The sequence below is a fragment of the Janthinobacterium longum genome (assembly GCF_051380735.1).
GTDB lineage: Bacteria > Pseudomonadota > Gammaproteobacteria > Burkholderiales > Burkholderiaceae_D > Janthinobacterium.
Map to the genome: position 1 here is coordinate 70,718 of NZ_JBNYXQ010000011.1, position 16,411 is coordinate 87,128.

Below are 16,411 nucleotides of genomic sequence, written 5' to 3' on the forward strand. Positions count from 1 at the left end.
AATTTAATTTAAAATATTTTGTCGTTTAATTATAATATTTATATATCGATATAGTTTATCGTATTTATCGGGGGAAAGATGAAGGCTGTTATTTTGGCGGGTGGTTTAGGTACTCGCATAAGTGAAGAAACTGCGACAAAGCCTAAGCCGATGGTGGAAATAGGCGGAAAACCGATTCTTTGGCACATTATGAAAAGCTATTCCGCTCATGGTGTGAACGACTTCATCATTTGCTGCGGTTACAAAGGTTATGTCATTAAGGAATATTTCGCCAATTATTTCCTGCATACCTCGGACGTTACCTTCGATATGCAGAATAACCAGATGGAAGTGCATTCGCGCAATGCTGAGCCATGGAAAGTTACGTTGGTCGATACCGGCGATGAAACCCTGACTGGTGGACGCTTGAAGCGCGTAAAGCAATATCTGGAAGGAGAAGAAGCCTTTTGTTTCACATATGGCGACGGCGTAAGTGATGTCAACATCACCGAATCAATCGCTTTCCACAAGGCTCACGGCAAGCTCGCGACCTTGACTGCGACGCAGCCGCCTGGCCGTTTCGGTGCATTGGTCCTGGATGAACAGAAAATCAACAGCTTCCAAGAAAAACCACAAGGTGATGGCGCTTGGATCAATGGCGGCTATTTCGTGTTGTCGCCAAAAGTCATCGACTATATTGCTGACGACAGCACCACTTGGGAAAAACAGCCGCTGGAGCGCCTCGCGGCCGAAGGCCAGCTCGATGCATTCTTCCACCGTGGTTTCTGGCAGCCGATGGATACTCTGCGCGATAAGGTGCAGTTGGAAGAAATGTGGCAATCGGGTAACGCGCCCTGGAAGGCATACTAATGAATGCGGCGTTCTGGCAAGGAAAACGTGTTTTCCTGACTGGTCACACCGGCTTCAAAGGCGGCTGGTTGAGCCTGTGGTTGCAGCAGCTCGGCGCCGATGTCACCGGTTATGCGCTGGAAGCGCCAACCACGCCGAGTCTGTTTGAAGTGGCCGGCGTGTCGCAAGGCATGCGTTCGATGATCAGTGATGTGCGCGATGGCGAGGCGCTCAAGCGTGCCATGGCCGAGGCGAGTCCTGAAATCGTGATCCATATGGCGGCTCAGCCCTTGGTGCGCTATTCCTATGTCAACCCTGTGGAAACCTATGCCACCAACGTCATGGGCGTGGTCAACCTGCTTGAAGCTGTACGTGCAACGCCAGGGGTGCGCTCGGTGGTCAACGTTACCAGTGACAAGTGCTACGAAAACCGCGAATGGCCATGGGGATACCGCGAAAACGAGGCCATGGGTGGGTATGATCCCTATAGCAACAGCAAGGGTTGTGCGGAACTGGTGACGGCCGGCTATCGCAGTTCCTTCTTCAATCCCGAGAAATATGCCGAGCATGGTATTGCCTTGGGCAGTGGCCGCGCCGGCAACGTTATCGGCGGTGGCGATTGGGCACTTGACCGTTTGATTCCGGATATGTTGCGCGCTATCGGCGCCGGCGAGCCGGTAATGATCCGCAATCCGCACGCGATCCGACCTTGGCAGCACGTGCTGGAACCGCTGAGCGGCTACCTGACGCTGGCGGAAAAGCTGTACACCGAAGGCCCTGTGCACGCCGAAGGCTGGAATTTTGGCCCGCACGACATCGATGCCAAACCGGTCGAATGGATTATCGAACGCATGACGCAGGAATGGGGCGCTGGTGCGTCATGGCAACTCGATGGTCAAAACCATCCACACGAAGCAACCTATCTGAAACTCGATTGTTCCAAGGCGCGTGGCCAGCTGGGCTGGCATCCGCGTTGGGATATCGGCCAGACCATCGCCAAAATCGTCGAATGGCATAAAGCCTGTGACCAGGGTGCCGATATGCGTGAATTCACGCTGGCACAAATTGCTACTTATCAAAATACTTAACTGAAAGCTGCATCATGAGCGAACAACTGACACAACAACAAATCCGCGACCAGATCGCAGCCTTGGTAAAACAATACGGCGCACTGGCCAGCACACCAAAAGCTTTTGAGCCTGGCGTGACGGTGATCCCGCCTGCCGGCAAAGTCGTTGGCGCACCTGAAATGGAATTGATGGTCGAAGCGTCGCTGGACGCCTGGCTGACCACCGGTCGTTTCAACGACCAGTTCGAACAGCGCTTGGCCAAATTTATCGGCGTGGAATTTCTGATGACCGTCAATTCCGGTTCGTCAGCCAACCTGGTGGCATTCATGGCGCTGACCTCGCCGAAACTGGGGGCGCGCGCAATTCAGCCAGGTGACGAAGTCATCGGCGTAGCTGCTGGCTTCCCGACCACCGTTAATCCGATCCTCAGCTACGGTGCGGTGCCGGTGTTTGTCGACGTGGAATTGGGTACCTACAATATCGATGCCTCGAAAATCGAAGCGGCGATCACAGACAAGACCAAGGCCATCATGTTGGCCCACACCTTGGGCAACCCGTTCAACCTGGAAGTCATCGTTGCACTGTGCAAAAAGTACAATCTGTGGCTGATCGAAGATTGCTGCGATGCACTGGGCGCGACCTACAACGGCCAGATGTGCGGCACCTTCGGCGATATCGGCACAATGAGCTTCTACCCTGCGCACCACATCACGATGGGTGAGGGCGGCGCAGTGTTCACCAATAATCCTGACCTGAAAGTGATCGCCGAATCGTTCCGCGACTGGGGCCGTGATTGCTATTGCGCACCGGGCAAGGACAATACCTGCGGCAAGCGTTTCTGCTGCAAGCTGGGCACGCTGCCAGAAGGTTATGACCACAAGTACACCTACAGCCATCTGGGCTACAACCTGAAGATCACCGACATGCAAGCAGCATGCGGTGTGGCGCAGCTTGATCGCGCTGCCGGTTTCATCCAGGCTCGCAAGGACAACTTCGCCTACATGAAAGACGGCCTGAAAAACTGTGAACAGTTCCTGATCCTGCCGGAAACGACCCCGAACTCGGATCCATCTTGGTTCGGTTTCCCGATTACTATCCGTCCGGAAGCGAACGTTGACCGCGTCAGCCTGTTGACCTTCCTGGACCAGTTCAAGATCGGCACCCGTCTGCTGTTCGCCGGTAACTTGACGCGCCAGCCGTACATGATCGGTCGTAATTTCCGCATTTCGGGCGAGTTGACCAATACCGACCGCATCATGAACGATACCCTGTGGATCGGCGTGTTCCCTGGCCTGACTAAAGAAATGATGGACTTCTCGATCAGCAAGATCGAAGAATTTTTTGGTGTGAATTTCTAGTTAAAATGTAAAAGCCATATCAAGAGTGAAAAAATCCGCACCATGAGTTTACAGCTGATAGTGAAAGATCTGACTAATTTTGAAGCGCATATCCGTTTACGGTGGCAGAGGGCACTTGCGCAGCATATTTTCATTACTAGCGGTGCATAAAGGATTAGCTGGAGGTCTATGGAGGTATTGCTACACGCAAACCTCAAATTTGACCTTATTAGTATATTGAATGCGAATAAGCGCCGTATAAAGGTGAATTTTTTGAATATAACGGCTTGTTGTGGGCCATACGTAAATCCATTGATTGAAGGCACAATTCATCGTAAGCCGTCAGTCTCGACCAACCAAGGCATTCATAATGTTTGAATTTAATCCGCGCAAGTTGCGCCGCACGGTCATCGAAATGGCGTATGCCGGCTCGACCGTACATATTGGCTGTGCGTTTTCGCTCATTGAAATTCTGGCAGTACTATACCGAAATCACTTGCGTTATCCTAGCAACGATCCGCACGCTTTAGCACGCGATTATCTGGTGCTGAGCAAAGGTCATGGCGTCATGGGTCAATACGCTTGTTTGCACGAGAAGGGCTGGGTGCAAAAGAGCGACCTTGATAATTACTTCGGCGATGGTACCCGTCTTAAAGGTTTGTCTGATGGACATGTGCCAGGCTGTGAGGTTACGTCTGGCTCACTTGGCCATGGCTTGTCGGTAGGCGTGGGTATGGCGTTGGCCGCAAAGTTGGCGAAAACCGATCAATATTGCTATGCGATCGTTGGCGACGGCGAAATGAATGAAGGCACAATGTGGGAGGCGATGTTGTTCGCAACTCATTGGTCACTGGACAATTTAGTCGTAATTGTTGATGAAAATGGCTTCCAGGCAATGGGCAAGACCACTGAAGTTATGAGGCTTGGCAGCCTGCAGAACAAGTTCAGCGCTTTTGGCTTTGAGGCCGTGACGATCGACGGTCATGATGAGGGCGCCATCGAAAAGGCGTTGGTACAGCTAAAAGCGAATAAGAATGGTACACCCAAGGCCATCGTGGCGCGTACTGTGAAAGGTAAGGGTGTGTCGTTTATGGAGCATCAAAATATCTGGCACTACACCCGGTTGACGGAAGATTCTTTCGGTGCTGCAATGGCCGAGTTGGAGCGAGAATAATGAGAGAAGCATTTTCAAAAGCCATTGTGGATGCGGCGCAGGCCGATCCTAAGATCGTGTTGTTGACGGGCGATCATGGATACGCCCTGTTTGATGATTTCCGAAAAGTGTTGCCAGATCAGTTCATCAATGCTGGCATTGCTGAGCAAAATATGGTGGGCGTTGCCGCCGGCTTAGCCAAGGCCGGTTTCAAACCGATCGTCTATGGTTTGGCAGCGTTTGTCCCGGTACGTGTATTGGAACAGATCAAAATTGATATCTGCTATGAAAACCTACCGGTGATTCTGATTGGTGATGGTGCTGGGCTGGTCTACAGTCATCTGGGAACTAGCCATCAATCTACCGAGGATATAGCTTGCACTCGTGCGATACCGGGTTTGTCTGTATTGTCGCCAGGAGACCGGTTTGAAATGGAGGCTACAATGAAGCTTGCATTCAAGCTTCATTCGCCTGTATATATCCGTATGGGCAAAAGTGATCGAGGAGATATTCATACAAACATTTTCGATTTGACTGCTGGTCAAATATTGAAAGTGCGTGAAGGATCAGGTGAGACAGCAATTCTGGCTACAGGATCAATGGTGAAGACGGCAATTGACCTAGTAGATCAAGGATTGGATGCGGAAGTCTGGAGCATGCCGTCGATTAAACCGTTAAATTCTAAGCAGTTGAACGAAATTGCAGAGCGAGTTGCTTTTATCGTAACAATCGAAGAGCACTCCATTATTGGAGGCTTGGGGGCTTGTATTGCCGAGAATATTTCGAGAGATAATCCATTGCCGATATGCCGAATTGGAGTTGAGGATCGCTTTTCAGATACCTGTGGTACTTGGGATTATTTATTGAAAGAACACCGGATTGACACTATTTCGATAGCCGAGAAAATTCGTAAATTCATTCATGGAAATGATATTTAAGAATTTAACCGCAATTAAATCCAATGAAATAAAATTTTGTCGCATAAATTTTTTTTCTAGAGTAGACAGTAAAAAAGACGTATCGTTAGAACATTGGAAGAAACAGAATGAATCAGATTATTAAAGAAGATGTAAATAATATTTTATCCGCTGACCTTCCTTGGAATCTGTTTGAAAATAAAACGGTTGTTGTTTCAGGTGCCGCAGGTTTCTTGCCAGCATATATGGTTGAGTGTTTAGCTGAATTGAATCGGCGTCTTGGAAATATTCGCATAATCGGACTTGTTCGTAATATTGAAAAGGCAACGCTAAGACTGGCACATTTGTTACAGGATGGTGTGGAATTATTTCATCATGATATATCATTACCGTTACCTCCTGATTTTCCACGTGCTGACTATGTAATTCATGCAGCAAGTCAAGCTAGTCCCAAATTTTACGCCACAGATCCGGTTGGAACTTTGAAAGCAAATTCAATGGGAACTGCATATCTCTTGGATTATGCCAAAGACAGCAAGGCGGATGGATTTCTATTTTTTAGTAGCGGTGACGTATACGGTCAACCTGTAATATTTGATCAGTTGTTAAAGGAAACAGATTTTGGTTACCTTGATCCTATTGAAGTAAGATCTTGTTATGCTGAAAGTAAACGTATCGGCGAAACTATGTGCGCCTCTTGGGCGAAACAATATAGGTTACATACAACGATTGTTCGGCCATTTCATACATATGGTCCAGGGATGGCACTTGATGATGGCCGTGTATTTGCCGACTTTGTGGCTGACATACTCAATAACCGCGATATCCACCTGAAGAGTGATGGCAGCGCGATACGCCCATTTTGCTATCTCGCAGATGCGACACTGGGTTTTTTTACTGTCATGTTAAAGGGAAAAAGCGGTAGTGCTTACAATGTTGGAAATCCGGATGCTGAGACCTCGATTGCACAGCTTGCAGAGACTTTGGTGAAATTGTTCCCTGAAAAAAAATTGTCTGTTGTATTTGAACATCGAGCGGCAGATTCGGTGTATCTGAAAAGTCCTGTTCATAGAACTTGTCCTTCTATTGAAAAGGCAAATAAACTTAATTGGCACCCTATTTTTGGAATTCAGGATGGTTTTAAAAGAACAATTGCAAGTTTTGAATTGCAAATATCTGAGAAAAATATTAAAAATTAGATAGATATTTTTATGTAATGCAAAATTAAATAAAAGTACCATAGGATTCTGTGAAAAAAATATTTTCGTTTTTGGGTATTGACCGCGCTGTTGCTTATACATTGCTTGGGCGCGGATGGAGCAGCTTGGCTGGTCTTGCAACATTATGGTTCATAGTGAAAAACTTGTCGTTGCCGGAACAGGGATTTTATTACACCTTTTCCAGTGTAATTGCTCTGCAGATAATTTTCGAACTGGGTATGAGTTACGTGGTGATGCAATTTGCAAGTCATGAAATGATCAAATTGTATTGGAGCGATGATGGCACGCTGGATGGTGACGACTTTGCAAAGGGAAGGGTCCGTTCATTATTACAGTTGGTATTAAAATGGTATGGCGTGGTTGCTTTGCTTATATTGCTTACCGTGTTACCAGCCGGTTGGATATTTTTTTCCAATAGCGATCATGGCGGCAATATCAGTTGGCAGCTCCCGTGGGCTTTTTTGACAGTGATGGCTGCACTAAATATCATCATTCTTCCTATACTTTCCATACTAGAGGGTTGTGGTCGAATTGCTGAAGTAGCACGCATGCGTATGCTTCAAAATATCGCTGGCAGCGTCTTTGCATGGATTACGTTGACCCTTGGTGGTGGCTTGCTTGCCTTACCGATGCTGAACATGATGTCGGTAGTTGTGGCTCTCTGGTGGTTTTGGAAGGTTTATCATGCATTCTTTGCTGACATGTGGCACTCCAAAGTAAACAGTTCGATATCGTGGAGGCACGAAATCTGGCCGTTTCAATGGAAAATTGCGCTCAGTTGGTTAAGCGGCTATCTTATTTTACAGTTATTTGTTCCAGTCCTATTTTCTTATCAAGGGGCTGTGCCTGCCGGGCAAATGGGAATGAGCTTGAGTATTGGATCTGCGATATCATCTATTGCTATTGCATGGATTAATACGAAAGCGCCCACCTTTGGTAACCTTATCGCATCAAAACGTTATACTGAGCTCGACACGTTGTTTGCCCGTATACTTAAGCAATCCATGCTGGTGGTCGTTTTTGGTGGTTTAGGCGCCTTTATATTGAAATATGCGCTCACATATTTCGGAAGTAATTTAGCTGATCGGATGCTGCCTTTGCTTCCATTTTCGTTGCTGATGTTGGTAGCAATTGTAAATCACGTCGTGTTTGCGGAAGCTATTTACCTACGGTCTCATAAACGTGAACCCTTTATGTGGTTATCGCTTGCAATAGGAATATCGATATGTATATCAACATTTTATTTTGGTAAAAACTATGGTGTTACATCAATGATGGCCGCTTATCTACTGATTTGTACTGGAGGGTTGATTTGGGGAACCTTAATATTTCGAAGCAAGAGAGTTCAATGGCACGCTGACTCGAATACTGATGCTGTCTAATTGGATAAATTTTTCGTAAATTTGATAATTATCAGTTTTTCAAAAAAAAACCATAAACCTTTTTAAACCATTTCGTCATGGAAAACATGTGCCTATTCTGATCTTGCTGCACTAGTTTATACAACTGGAGGCATTTTTTTACTTTTTGAAATCTGGTGGAATCGCTGTAATTGAATTTGCAAAAAAAGCAACTATAGCCAACGATGGTTTGCTCAGAACCAACTCGCTACGCAAGTGGTCGCTAGCAAACTGGGTAATAGCCAACTATACGGCGTGGAAAGCTGAAAAAACATCCGGTTCGGTGATGCCAATATTGCAGCCTGGAGAACCCTCTTATCATGCTGACCTCAGCGAGGCCGAGCGAAGTCTTTCTGCCCTACACAAACTGGCCGAGTCAAACAACGGACGTCCTTCGACCAGCTAAGACGCTTGCGCCTGTATTTCGATCCAGTGTAGTTATTTGTGTACGATCTCGGTGTGCGGACATTAAGAAGTTCGACATGTGCCATTCGCATGTTAAAAATGAAACAGAAATTCTCAGGCTTGTTTAGTACTCACTGTGTACACAAAACTGCTTTGTGATTGGCTTTTACCTCGATACGTCACGCCAAACTATGGCCTGCTTACATGTAATATGCCCTTGCTGGAAACCTGATTCAGAAAAATCAAATCTGAATAGTTATTAATAATAAAGTGTAATGGGATATTATGAAATTTTCTCCGGTTTTAACCATCGCAATCCCTACCTTTAATCGCGTCGATTGCCTACGCTTGTTAGTCGAGTCCGTGATGAAGCAGATTCATGGGGATAGTCAAGAAATTTTAGGTATAAAGCTGGAAATATTGGTATGTAACAATGCATCAACGGATGGGACCGCTATTTATCTGCAGGAATTAGCTGATATTCCGGGAATTACTATTCATCATCATGGCACTAATTGTGGTTCGGATTTGAATATAATTTCCTGTTGTCAATTAGCTTTGGGTAAATATGTATGGGTTATGGGCGACGATGACTTTCCGATGGTCGGCACACTGAGAATATTAATTGATTTTTTGATTTCCGAAAATCCTGATCTGGTTTATTTACCAGCGCGCTGGGAGGAAGGTGACCTAACCCGATTTATCGATAAAAAACCATTATCAACCGAAATCGTTCAGGTGACTAATAAAGGATTGGCGGTTCGTTCAAATATTTATGTGACATTCATTTCTTCCTGGATCATGAATATGGAAAAATACCGTGAAGTGGCTACATCAGACTATTGCCGTTTTGCAGGTACTTCGCTGGCGCAGCTCGAATGGATCTTTTCCCTGCTATTACATGGTGAGCGTTTCTTTCTCGGCCGCGAAGAGCTGATTTTCGCTAGGGCTGGTAACAGCGGAGGTTATACAGTATTTGATGTCTTTTCAAAAAATTTCAATCGCATCGTTGATCACTTTTTTGCTTCTACTCCAGACTTGGGAAATTTTTTCCGGCGCAGCATGTTGTGGTGTTTTATTCCCGGCTTGATTTGGGGAGTGCGAAAAAATACGATAGGAAAATTTGGAAAATTTGATTCTGAAAAAATAATGACAGTTTTGCGAGCTGAGTACAGTGGCGAGCTTTTTTTTAGATGGCTGGTAATTCCGATCTTGCGCGCGAATAATCGAAATGCGCGTTATTTTTGGATGGTGACAAGGGCTATCTCCAAGACATGGCTATTTCTCCAAAGAAGGTTTAATAATTAATTTTTCAGTGAATTTAAATTGGTAATTATTATATTTATAAAATAATTCTTTAAATTAATTACTTTTTTTATTAACGATAAAATTTAGTTAAAAAATAACACGATGAAAAAAGTTTTAAGGTATATTTCAGAGCAGGGTTTTTATTCGTTATTTTTATTTTTCGCGGATAGGTTGCGTAATGAAATAGGAACCCGTTTGATTTTAAAGAGATGGCATCTAAGAAATATTTATATCGGGCCCCGCTCTATCATACGTGGGGCGCAGAAAATAAGCTTAGGAGAAAATTTTTATGCTAAAGATATGCTTTGGCTTGATGCCATAATGCGTTATGGCGACCAACAATTCTCGCCCACCATCAAAATAGGCAAGAATGTTTCGATTAGTCGGAATGTTCATATCGCTGCCATTTCGCAGGTTACCATAGATGATGGTGTAATGATCGGAAGTAATGTTTTAATTACTGATCACTCTCATGGTTCGTTGGCTGATGAGTTGAGCTTGATTAAGATGCGTTCGCCTGCGCAACGGCCTTTGCTTTCAAAGGGGGAGATAAAAATTGGTAAAGATGTGTGGATTGGAGAAGGTGTCGTGATTCTGGCTGGCATTTCTATTGGCCATGGTGCTGTAATTGGTGCCAATTCTATAGTGACAAAAAATGTACCTGATAGAACAACTGTAGGCGGAATTCCCGCTAGGAAAATTTCCTGATGAGTAACTTAATTAATGATGTAACTAGTAAACCAATTTTAAGCATCGGTATACCAATATATAAACGGCCTGATTTGTTAAGGCGCTGCCTTGATTCGATTATCACAGCAGCGACTGATTTTTCTGTGCCTGTATATCTTTACGATGATTCACTCTCAGAAATTAATGTTGAGGTTATTCGAGCAGCCCAACAACGCTATCCGCTGATCTTTCATGTTGTAAATGAAAAAAATCTAGGTATAGATGAGAATATCGCCAAATCGGTCGAGCTGGCTTCTTCTAAGTATGTTTGGTTGTTGGGTGAAGACGACTTGGTGGCGCCGGAAGCTATAAGCGAGGTTTTTCCTATACTTGAGAAAAGTAATTTACCATATATATATTGTAATTATTCATATATATCAAACGACTACAGTAGAATTATTCGAGAGAAAAGGATTGAAATTTACAATAACGTACTTATCAGTGGCATTGAATTTTTCGAAAAATATATTTGGGCCGCTGGTTTTATTGGTGGTTGTATCATTGCTCCAGAAGCTTGGTTAAAGGTCGACCGTAAGAAATATGAGTGTACTTTTTTTACCCATGTGGGTGTCGTCGCCGAACTAGTTGCTGATACCTCAGTGCAGATGATAGCTGCAGCATTGGTGAAAAATCGCGCTGAGGATGTAAGTTCAACATCTTGGAATGCCGTGCCGTTTGACGTCATGTTTGGTTGGGATAAAATGCTTGGCTTAGCAGGTCGATTGTACGGTGGAAAATCCTTGGAAAAAGCTCGAATATCCCAGGAGGCCGTATTTTGGCATCGCTCATTGCTGTTTTTGATGTCAAAAAGAGCTGACCGCACCTATGATTTTTTCACGTTTTCGAAATATATAAAAGAAAATGATTTCAATATTTTCTTCAAGTTTTTTGCAGTCGTTATCGCAGTGTTGCCTGTATTTATATTTAAATTATTAAAAAATACATTGGGAGTAGGAGTCAAAGATATTATACGACGTGTCTTATTTGGATTGCGCTCCAAGTGAAAAATCTATTAAAAACTATTTGTACCGGGGCGATGACCATATTGATATTCGCCCCTTTGATGCCTAAAATTGGATTTTCGAGCGAGATAGTTATATATCCATATGAAATTGTTCTTGCGTTCCTTTTCGTATGTGTTTTTTTTCTCGATTTCCACTCGTTGTTTCGTACAGCTGTGCAGCGTTGGTATCTCGCGTTTATCGGAATGATAGCTATTTCGACTTGGATAACTTCTTTTTCGAGTGGTATCGATGCCGGTAGCATTATGAGGCTTTTGAAACTTCTCATATACGTTTGCGTTCCCGCAATTATTTTCCATCTCGATGAGCGGCGTGACTGGATGCCTCTTATAGCGCGCGTTGGCACTGCAGCGCTGGCGCTTAATATGTATTTCGTTATCATCGGAGGTAGCGAAATTTTTTCGGGAAAATTGGCGTTTGATATCGATGAGATTAGTGGTGGCTTATCAGGTAAATACTTCAGCCTGACTAGCTTTTCTCTACAAAGTACTGGTCGTTTGAGCCATGGCGTTTGGGCTACCTACGTTGCATTGCAATTAGCAACTGTTTCCTCATTGTATTTTCAAGAAAAAATATCCAAGTTTTTCTTTGCACTATCTTTGTTTTTTATTTCGTTAAACATTGTTTCGTCGATTAGTCGAGAAGGGCTGTTAATTGTAATATTAATCATGGGCGGCTATTGCTTTTCCGGCGCTAGCAAGAGTATTTCTATAAAACCTTTTGCTATAAGACTTTGGCCATTATTTTCATTGGGCGCGGTATTTATTATTGCAATGCTAGCCGCATCACAAACTCAGATGGGGCAAAAAATAAGCTTTATGTTCGAGTTTCTTTCGTCAGGTGGTGTGGATGGTAATATCTCTGGTCGCTTTAATACCTGGATGCTTAGTTTGCGACTCATTTTCAGCTCTTATCATTATATGTTCTTTGGTGTGGGATATAACCTAGAATTGTACGGCAGCGAGATAGAAAAGCTTGCCATTCATATGGACAATGGAGTTTATTCGACAATTCCTGAAAGCCTGCTCTTTACGGCTCTGGTTTTTTCTGGTTTTTTTGGTGTTTTTTTATTGTTTTGTTTGATTGCTTCGGTTTCTGCGGTATTTAGACGTGCACCACTTTTCCAAGCTGAGAAAGTTTTTTATGCTATGTTTTTGATCGGTTTGCTGATTACTAATTTTATCGCAGGAGCGACTGCAATCTCAGACTTGATATTGCTGAATATCTTCATTCTAGTAGGGTTTTGGTACAAAAAAATGTATCTAAGTCAGCGTTGATGGAATTTTCAATGCATTATTTTTTAGAGGTACTCAAATTTTGAAAATTTATTTTGATTCTCGCTGGATAGGTGATCATGGTATTGGCCGTTTCGCCCGTGTGATTGAACAGAACTTCAAACTGGAATCAGTTAGGGTGACTGGTAAGCCTACCTCTGCACTAGATCCAATACGATTGCTGTTCTTTTCCTTGTTAAAAACAATTAAAGGTGATTGTCTATTTAGCCCAGGATTTAATGCACCTCTTTTCTTTTGCCGTAAATTTATTTTTACTGTGCATGATCTGAATCACATTGATAGGCCTGAAAATAGTAGTTTCTTTAAGCGTCTTTATTATAAAATAATATTAAAGCGAGCCTGTCGCAAAGCTTTTCGCATTTTGACGGTTTCTGAATTTTCAAGGAGGCGGATTTCGGAATGGGCCGATGTTGATCTTGAGTGTATCGTTAATGTGGGAAATGGCGTCGATTCTAGTTATAACTTTAATGTTAAGCCATATCAGCCTGGATATTCTTATCTTTTATGCGTCAGTAATCGTAAAGATCATAAAAATGAACCACGTATATTAGAAGCATTCTCGCAGGCGCAAACCGATCAGGCTATTCGTTTGATATTTACCGGCCAGGAAAATGCGGCCATGCTTGCACTCTGTGATCAGTTTAAAGTTAGTCACCGCGTTGTATTTCTTGGACGTGTGGCCGAGGAAGATCTTCCCGGTTTATATCGTGGCGCAATTGCGCTGGTATTCCCTTCACTGTATGAGGGTTTTGGCCTTCCATTGATTGAAGCCATGGCCTGTGGTACGCCGGTCCTCACTTCAACAACTACTTGTCTACCAGAAATAGCAGGTGACGCGGCGATCTTAGTTGATCCATTATCGGTATCGCAGATCGCGGACGGAATCGCCGAATTGTGTTCCAACGCCACTTTACGTGACGATTTACGTGAAAAAGGCTTACTTCAAGGAGCTAAATACTCTTGGAATGAAACGGTTCGAAAAATCGATCAGGTGTTAAAGTTAATATAGATATAATTTTTCTGGTTCGGTATTATTTTTGAAGTGTTCAGCGCCTATTAAGGCATTGTGAAAAATATCATTTTTTTGGATAATAAGAAAGTTTTGCATATTTTCAGGTATTTTCATTTCTTTTTATCCTTGCTCACAGGATAGAATTTTCATTTTTTTACTATTGTCTAAATTAAATTTCCAATGAGAAAAATTGCGTTGATGCATGAGTGGTTCACCACTCTGGCTGGATCGGAAAAAGTAGTTGAGCAATTCTGTTCACTTTATCCTAAAGCCGATATTTTTGCAGTTTATGCTGATCCCGACTTTGTTAAGGTTACGGATTTTTTGCGGAAGCGTAATTTGCAAACCACATTTATCAAGAATTTGCCAATGGCAAAAAGATTTTTTCGTTCCTATTTGCCGCTAATGCCGTTAGCTGTAGAACAATTGGATATGTCTCCGTACCAACTCGTCATTTCGAGTAGCCATGCCGTTGCCAAAGGTATTTTGACAGGGCCGGATCAATTGCATATTAGTTATGTACATTCGCCAATACGCTATGCATGGGATCTGCAACATCAATATCTACGCGAATCAAATTTAGAAAGGGGGCTGAAAGGTTGGATCGCGAAATGGATGTTACACAAAATGCGCATATGGGACACACGGACTGCAAATGGGGTTGACCATTTTGTTGCAAACTCTCATTTTATCGCTCGACGGATAAAAAAAATGTATGGGCGTAGATGTGATGTTATCTATCCTCCAGTAGATATTAATTCGTTTGCACAGACTAATGAAAAGGAAGATTTTTACCTTACCGCTTCGCGGTTAGTGCCTTATAAAAAAATGGATTTGATTGTAGAAGCCTTTTCCACGATGCCGGATAAGCGACTTCTTGTAATAGGTGCTGGCCCTGAAATGGAAAAAATCAGGGCCAAGGCCGGGCCGAATGTAGAGATGATGGGCTATCAACCTTTCAGTGTGCTGAAAAGTAGTATGCAAAAAGCACGTGCTTTTGTTTTTGCAGCTGAGGAGGATTTTGGTATTACTCCGGTTGAGGCTCAGGCATGTGGTACACCTGTGATCGCATTCGGCAAAGGTGGGTCGCTCGAGACGGTTATCGCCGACGGTGAACACTCCACCGGTGTTTTTTTTGAAGAGCAAACAGTCGCTTCCTTGTGTGAGGCAGTTCGGTATTTTGAATGCCACCTAGACAAATTTTCGCCGGAAGATTGTCGGCGCAATGCCGAGCGGTTTTCTGTAGATCGTTTCAATCGAGAATTTTCAGAATATGTTGAACGTCGCTGGGCGGAGTTTCAGGATGCAAAGATTATTCGTAATTAGTTTTTTCATTGCCGTTGTCTCTGACATGCTAGGGAAATGCTGATTTAATCAGCAAGAAACCTACGCGTTACGTTCTGAGATGGCACAATTACGCCTTCCCCTCCAGCCTTGAGATGAGAAACAAACCAGCTTTTCTGACGTCGAGTTCGCTGTAAGCGTCGGCCCACCGCCGTCTACCCTTGGGCACCGCACGATGCCATGATTGAATTTGGGACACAAGTTGATTGTGTCCGAAAATTTATTTACGGACACAATAATTCAACCAGTTCCAACTAGGGCGGAACGCGGGCCGTATCGCCGTCACAGCGATGAATTCAAGCGTGCCGCTGTGGCACGTACGCAGGTCGATGGCGCCTCCGTTTCGCTGATCGCCCGTGAGCTCAAGATCAATACCAATCAGTTGTTCAGTTGGCGCAAGCGTTTCGGTGACGGGGCGCTTGCCGGTGGCAATGCGCCAAGCCAGCTGGTGGCCGTCACAGTGCTCGACACCTTACCCGCAAGTACACCGGTCGCCAGCACCGTACCTGGCGTTATCGTGCTCAGCGTGGGCCACGCCCAGCTGCGCCTGGAGGGCCAGGTCGATGCGGCGACGCTGACACTGTTGCTGGCGCGACTGCTGCCATGATCTTAAGCGCTCCATAAACCACAGCCTTGTTGCGTGATCCCGATTTCCGCATGCTTGCCGTTTCAATTTAAACGGGAGCAAGCATGGAAGGCGACACCGAATTCTGGACCTCACATATTGAGGCCTGCCGCCGTGAAGGCATGGCGGCGAGCGTATATGCACGGCAGCATGGCCTGACGCTGGCGTCGCTGTACTACTGGCGGCGCAAGTTGACGCAGGCCGCAGTAACCGACGCCGATGGCGCGGCGAACCAATTTGTCGCCCTGCGCGTGGTTGATACGGCAGTTGGCGCCGCAACCGGTGCGTGCACCCTGGTGCTGCGTTCCGGTCTGCGCCTGGAGCTGGCCGCGCTGCCGTCGCCAGCCTGGCTGCTGGCCCTCGACCAAGCCCACGCCGGAGCGCGCTGATGCACCCGGGCTGCCGTATCGACCAAGTGTTTTTATGCCGCGACTCGGTCGACTTCCGAAAGTCCATCGGCGGCCTGTCGGTGCTCGTCGAGCAGGCGCTGGGCCTCGATCCGTTCGGCAGCGCGCTGTACGTGTTCATCAACCGCGACCGCAACAAGATCAAGGTGTTGTACTGGCACCGTAACGGCTTCTGTCTGTGGCTCAAGCGGCTCGAAGCAGAGAAATTCGCGTGGCCGCGCCACGCCGACGGCGCCACGCAAGGGGTCACGCTGCAGCAGTTCGAGTGGCTGCTGGAAGGCTTCGATGTGTGGCAGAAACCACCCCATAAAACCCTGCATTTCAGTACCGTTTCATAGG

General features: G+C 45.1%; 15 protein-coding genes and 1 pseudogene. All 16 read left to right on the plus strand.

What is annotated here, in order from left to right:
• The first annotated feature begins 78 nt into the window (after positions 1–78).
• The 16 genes and pseudogenes from rfbF to tnpB all read left to right on the plus strand — a co-directional run bounded on the left by rfbF (position 79) and on the right by tnpB (position 16,410).
• A complete protein-coding gene (rfbF, locus tag ACQ4WM_RS21870) occupies positions 79–849 on the plus strand; it encodes a glucose-1-phosphate cytidylyltransferase (protein ID WP_436548760.1) in 771 nt (256 codons plus the stop codon).
• Positions 849–1,916, plus strand: a complete 1,068-nt coding sequence (gene rfbG / locus ACQ4WM_RS21875; protein ID WP_436548761.1) for a CDP-glucose 4,6-dehydratase — start codon at positions 849–851, stop codon at positions 1,914–1,916. Before rfbF ends, rfbG begins: the two co-directional genes overlap by 1 nt.
• A 14-nt stretch (positions 1,917–1,930) precedes the next feature.
• Positions 1,931–3,256: a lipopolysaccharide biosynthesis protein RfbH gene (gene rfbH, locus ACQ4WM_RS21880; protein ID WP_436548762.1), complete on the plus strand. Its 1,326-nt coding sequence runs from the start codon at positions 1,931–1,933 to the stop codon at positions 3,254–3,256.
• A gap of 349 nt (positions 3,257–3,605) precedes the next feature.
• Complete coding sequence (locus tag ACQ4WM_RS21885) at positions 3,606–4,409, plus strand: transketolase (protein ID WP_436548763.1); 804 nt, start codon at positions 3,606–3,608, stop codon at positions 4,407–4,409.
• Positions 4,409–5,326 (plus strand): transketolase family protein, encoded by a 918-nt coding sequence (locus tag ACQ4WM_RS21890; protein ID WP_436548764.1) that lies wholly within the window; start codon positions 4,409–4,411, stop codon positions 5,324–5,326. Before ACQ4WM_RS21885 ends, ACQ4WM_RS21890 begins: the two co-directional genes overlap by 1 nt.
• 107 nt (positions 5,327–5,433) lie before the next feature.
• On the plus strand, positions 5,434–6,504 hold the full coding sequence (locus tag ACQ4WM_RS21895; RefSeq protein ID WP_436548765.1) for an NAD-dependent epimerase/dehydratase family protein: 1,071 nt from the start codon (positions 5,434–5,436) through the stop codon (positions 6,502–6,504).
• A gap of 50 nt (positions 6,505–6,554) precedes the next feature.
• Positions 6,555–7,907 (plus strand): polysaccharide biosynthesis protein, encoded by a 1,353-nt coding sequence (locus tag ACQ4WM_RS21900; protein WP_436548766.1) that lies wholly within the window; start codon positions 6,555–6,557, stop codon positions 7,905–7,907.
• Between the two features lie 708 nt (positions 7,908–8,615).
• A complete protein-coding gene (locus tag ACQ4WM_RS21905) occupies positions 8,616–9,638 on the plus strand; it encodes a glycosyltransferase family 2 protein (RefSeq protein ID WP_436548767.1) in 1,023 nt (340 codons plus the stop codon).
• A 102-nt stretch (positions 9,639–9,740) separates the two neighbouring features.
• Positions 9,741–10,346, plus strand: a complete 606-nt coding sequence (locus tag ACQ4WM_RS21910; RefSeq protein ID WP_436548768.1) for an acyltransferase — start codon at positions 9,741–9,743, stop codon at positions 10,344–10,346.
• Positions 10,346–11,371 (plus strand): glycosyltransferase family 2 protein, encoded by a 1,026-nt coding sequence (locus ACQ4WM_RS21915; RefSeq protein WP_436548769.1) that lies wholly within the window; start codon positions 10,346–10,348, stop codon positions 11,369–11,371. Before ACQ4WM_RS21910 ends, ACQ4WM_RS21915 begins: the two co-directional genes overlap by 1 nt.
• The gene (locus tag ACQ4WM_RS21920) at positions 11,368–12,666 is read left to right on the plus strand and encodes a hypothetical protein (protein WP_436548770.1); all 1,299 of its coding nucleotides are present in this window, start codon (positions 11,368–11,370) and stop codon (positions 12,664–12,666) included. Before ACQ4WM_RS21915 ends, ACQ4WM_RS21920 begins: the two co-directional genes overlap by 4 nt.
• 40 nt (positions 12,667–12,706) lie before the next feature.
• Positions 12,707–13,693: a glycosyltransferase family 4 protein gene (locus tag ACQ4WM_RS21925; protein ID WP_436548771.1), complete on the plus strand. Its 987-nt coding sequence runs from the start codon at positions 12,707–12,709 to the stop codon at positions 13,691–13,693.
• A 189-nt stretch (positions 13,694–13,882) separates the two neighbouring features.
• A pseudogene (locus tag ACQ4WM_RS21930) lies at positions 13,883–14,977 on the plus strand (glycosyltransferase family 4 protein); the annotation flags it as partial.
• A gap of 271 nt (positions 14,978–15,248) precedes the next feature.
• Positions 15,249–15,647: a transposase gene (locus tag ACQ4WM_RS21935; RefSeq protein WP_436548833.1), complete on the plus strand. Its 399-nt coding sequence runs from the start codon at positions 15,249–15,251 to the stop codon at positions 15,645–15,647.
• 83 nt (positions 15,648–15,730) lie between these two features.
• Positions 15,731–16,054: an IS66 family insertion sequence element accessory protein TnpA gene (tnpA, locus tag ACQ4WM_RS21940; protein ID WP_436548772.1), complete on the plus strand. Its 324-nt coding sequence runs from the start codon at positions 15,731–15,733 to the stop codon at positions 16,052–16,054.
• Entirely contained in the window at positions 16,054–16,410 is a 357-nt protein-coding gene (gene tnpB / locus ACQ4WM_RS21945; RefSeq protein WP_436548773.1) for an IS66 family insertion sequence element accessory protein TnpB, read from the plus strand. Before tnpA ends, tnpB begins: the two co-directional genes overlap by 1 nt.
• Position 16,411 lies beyond the last annotated feature (1 nt).

Excerpts from the sequence above, each read along its gene's own strand:
- ACQ4WM_RS21910 (WP_436548768.1), top strand. The coding sequence starts at position 9,741 with ATGAAAAAAGTTTTAAGGTATATTTCAGAGCAGGGTTTTTATTCGTTA.
- ACQ4WM_RS21885 (WP_436548763.1), top strand. The coding sequence starts at position 3,606 with ATGTTTGAATTTAATCCGCGCAAGTTGCGCCGCACGGTCATCGAAATG.
- ACQ4WM_RS21915 (WP_436548769.1), top strand. The coding sequence starts at position 10,346 with ATGAGTAACTTAATTAATGATGTAACTAGTAAACCAATTTTAAGCATC.
- rfbF (WP_436548760.1), top strand. The coding sequence starts at position 79 with ATGAAGGCTGTTATTTTGGCGGGTGGTTTAGGTACTCGCATAAGTGAA.
- rfbG (WP_436548761.1), top strand. The coding sequence starts at position 849 with ATGAATGCGGCGTTCTGGCAAGGAAAACGTGTTTTCCTGACTGGTCAC.
- tnpA (WP_436548772.1), top strand. The coding sequence starts at position 15,731 with ATGGAAGGCGACACCGAATTCTGGACCTCACATATTGAGGCCTGCCGC.
- ACQ4WM_RS21890 (WP_436548764.1), top strand. The coding sequence starts at position 4,409 with ATGAGAGAAGCATTTTCAAAAGCCATTGTGGATGCGGCGCAGGCCGAT.
- tnpB (WP_436548773.1), top strand. The coding sequence starts at position 16,054 with ATGCACCCGGGCTGCCGTATCGACCAAGTGTTTTTATGCCGCGACTCG.
- rfbH (WP_436548762.1), top strand. The coding sequence starts at position 1,931 with ATGAGCGAACAACTGACACAACAACAAATCCGCGACCAGATCGCAGCC.
- ACQ4WM_RS21905 (WP_436548767.1), top strand. The coding sequence starts at position 8,616 with ATGAAATTTTCTCCGGTTTTAACCATCGCAATCCCTACCTTTAATCGC.
- ACQ4WM_RS21895 (WP_436548765.1), top strand. The coding sequence starts at position 5,434 with ATGAATCAGATTATTAAAGAAGATGTAAATAATATTTTATCCGCTGAC.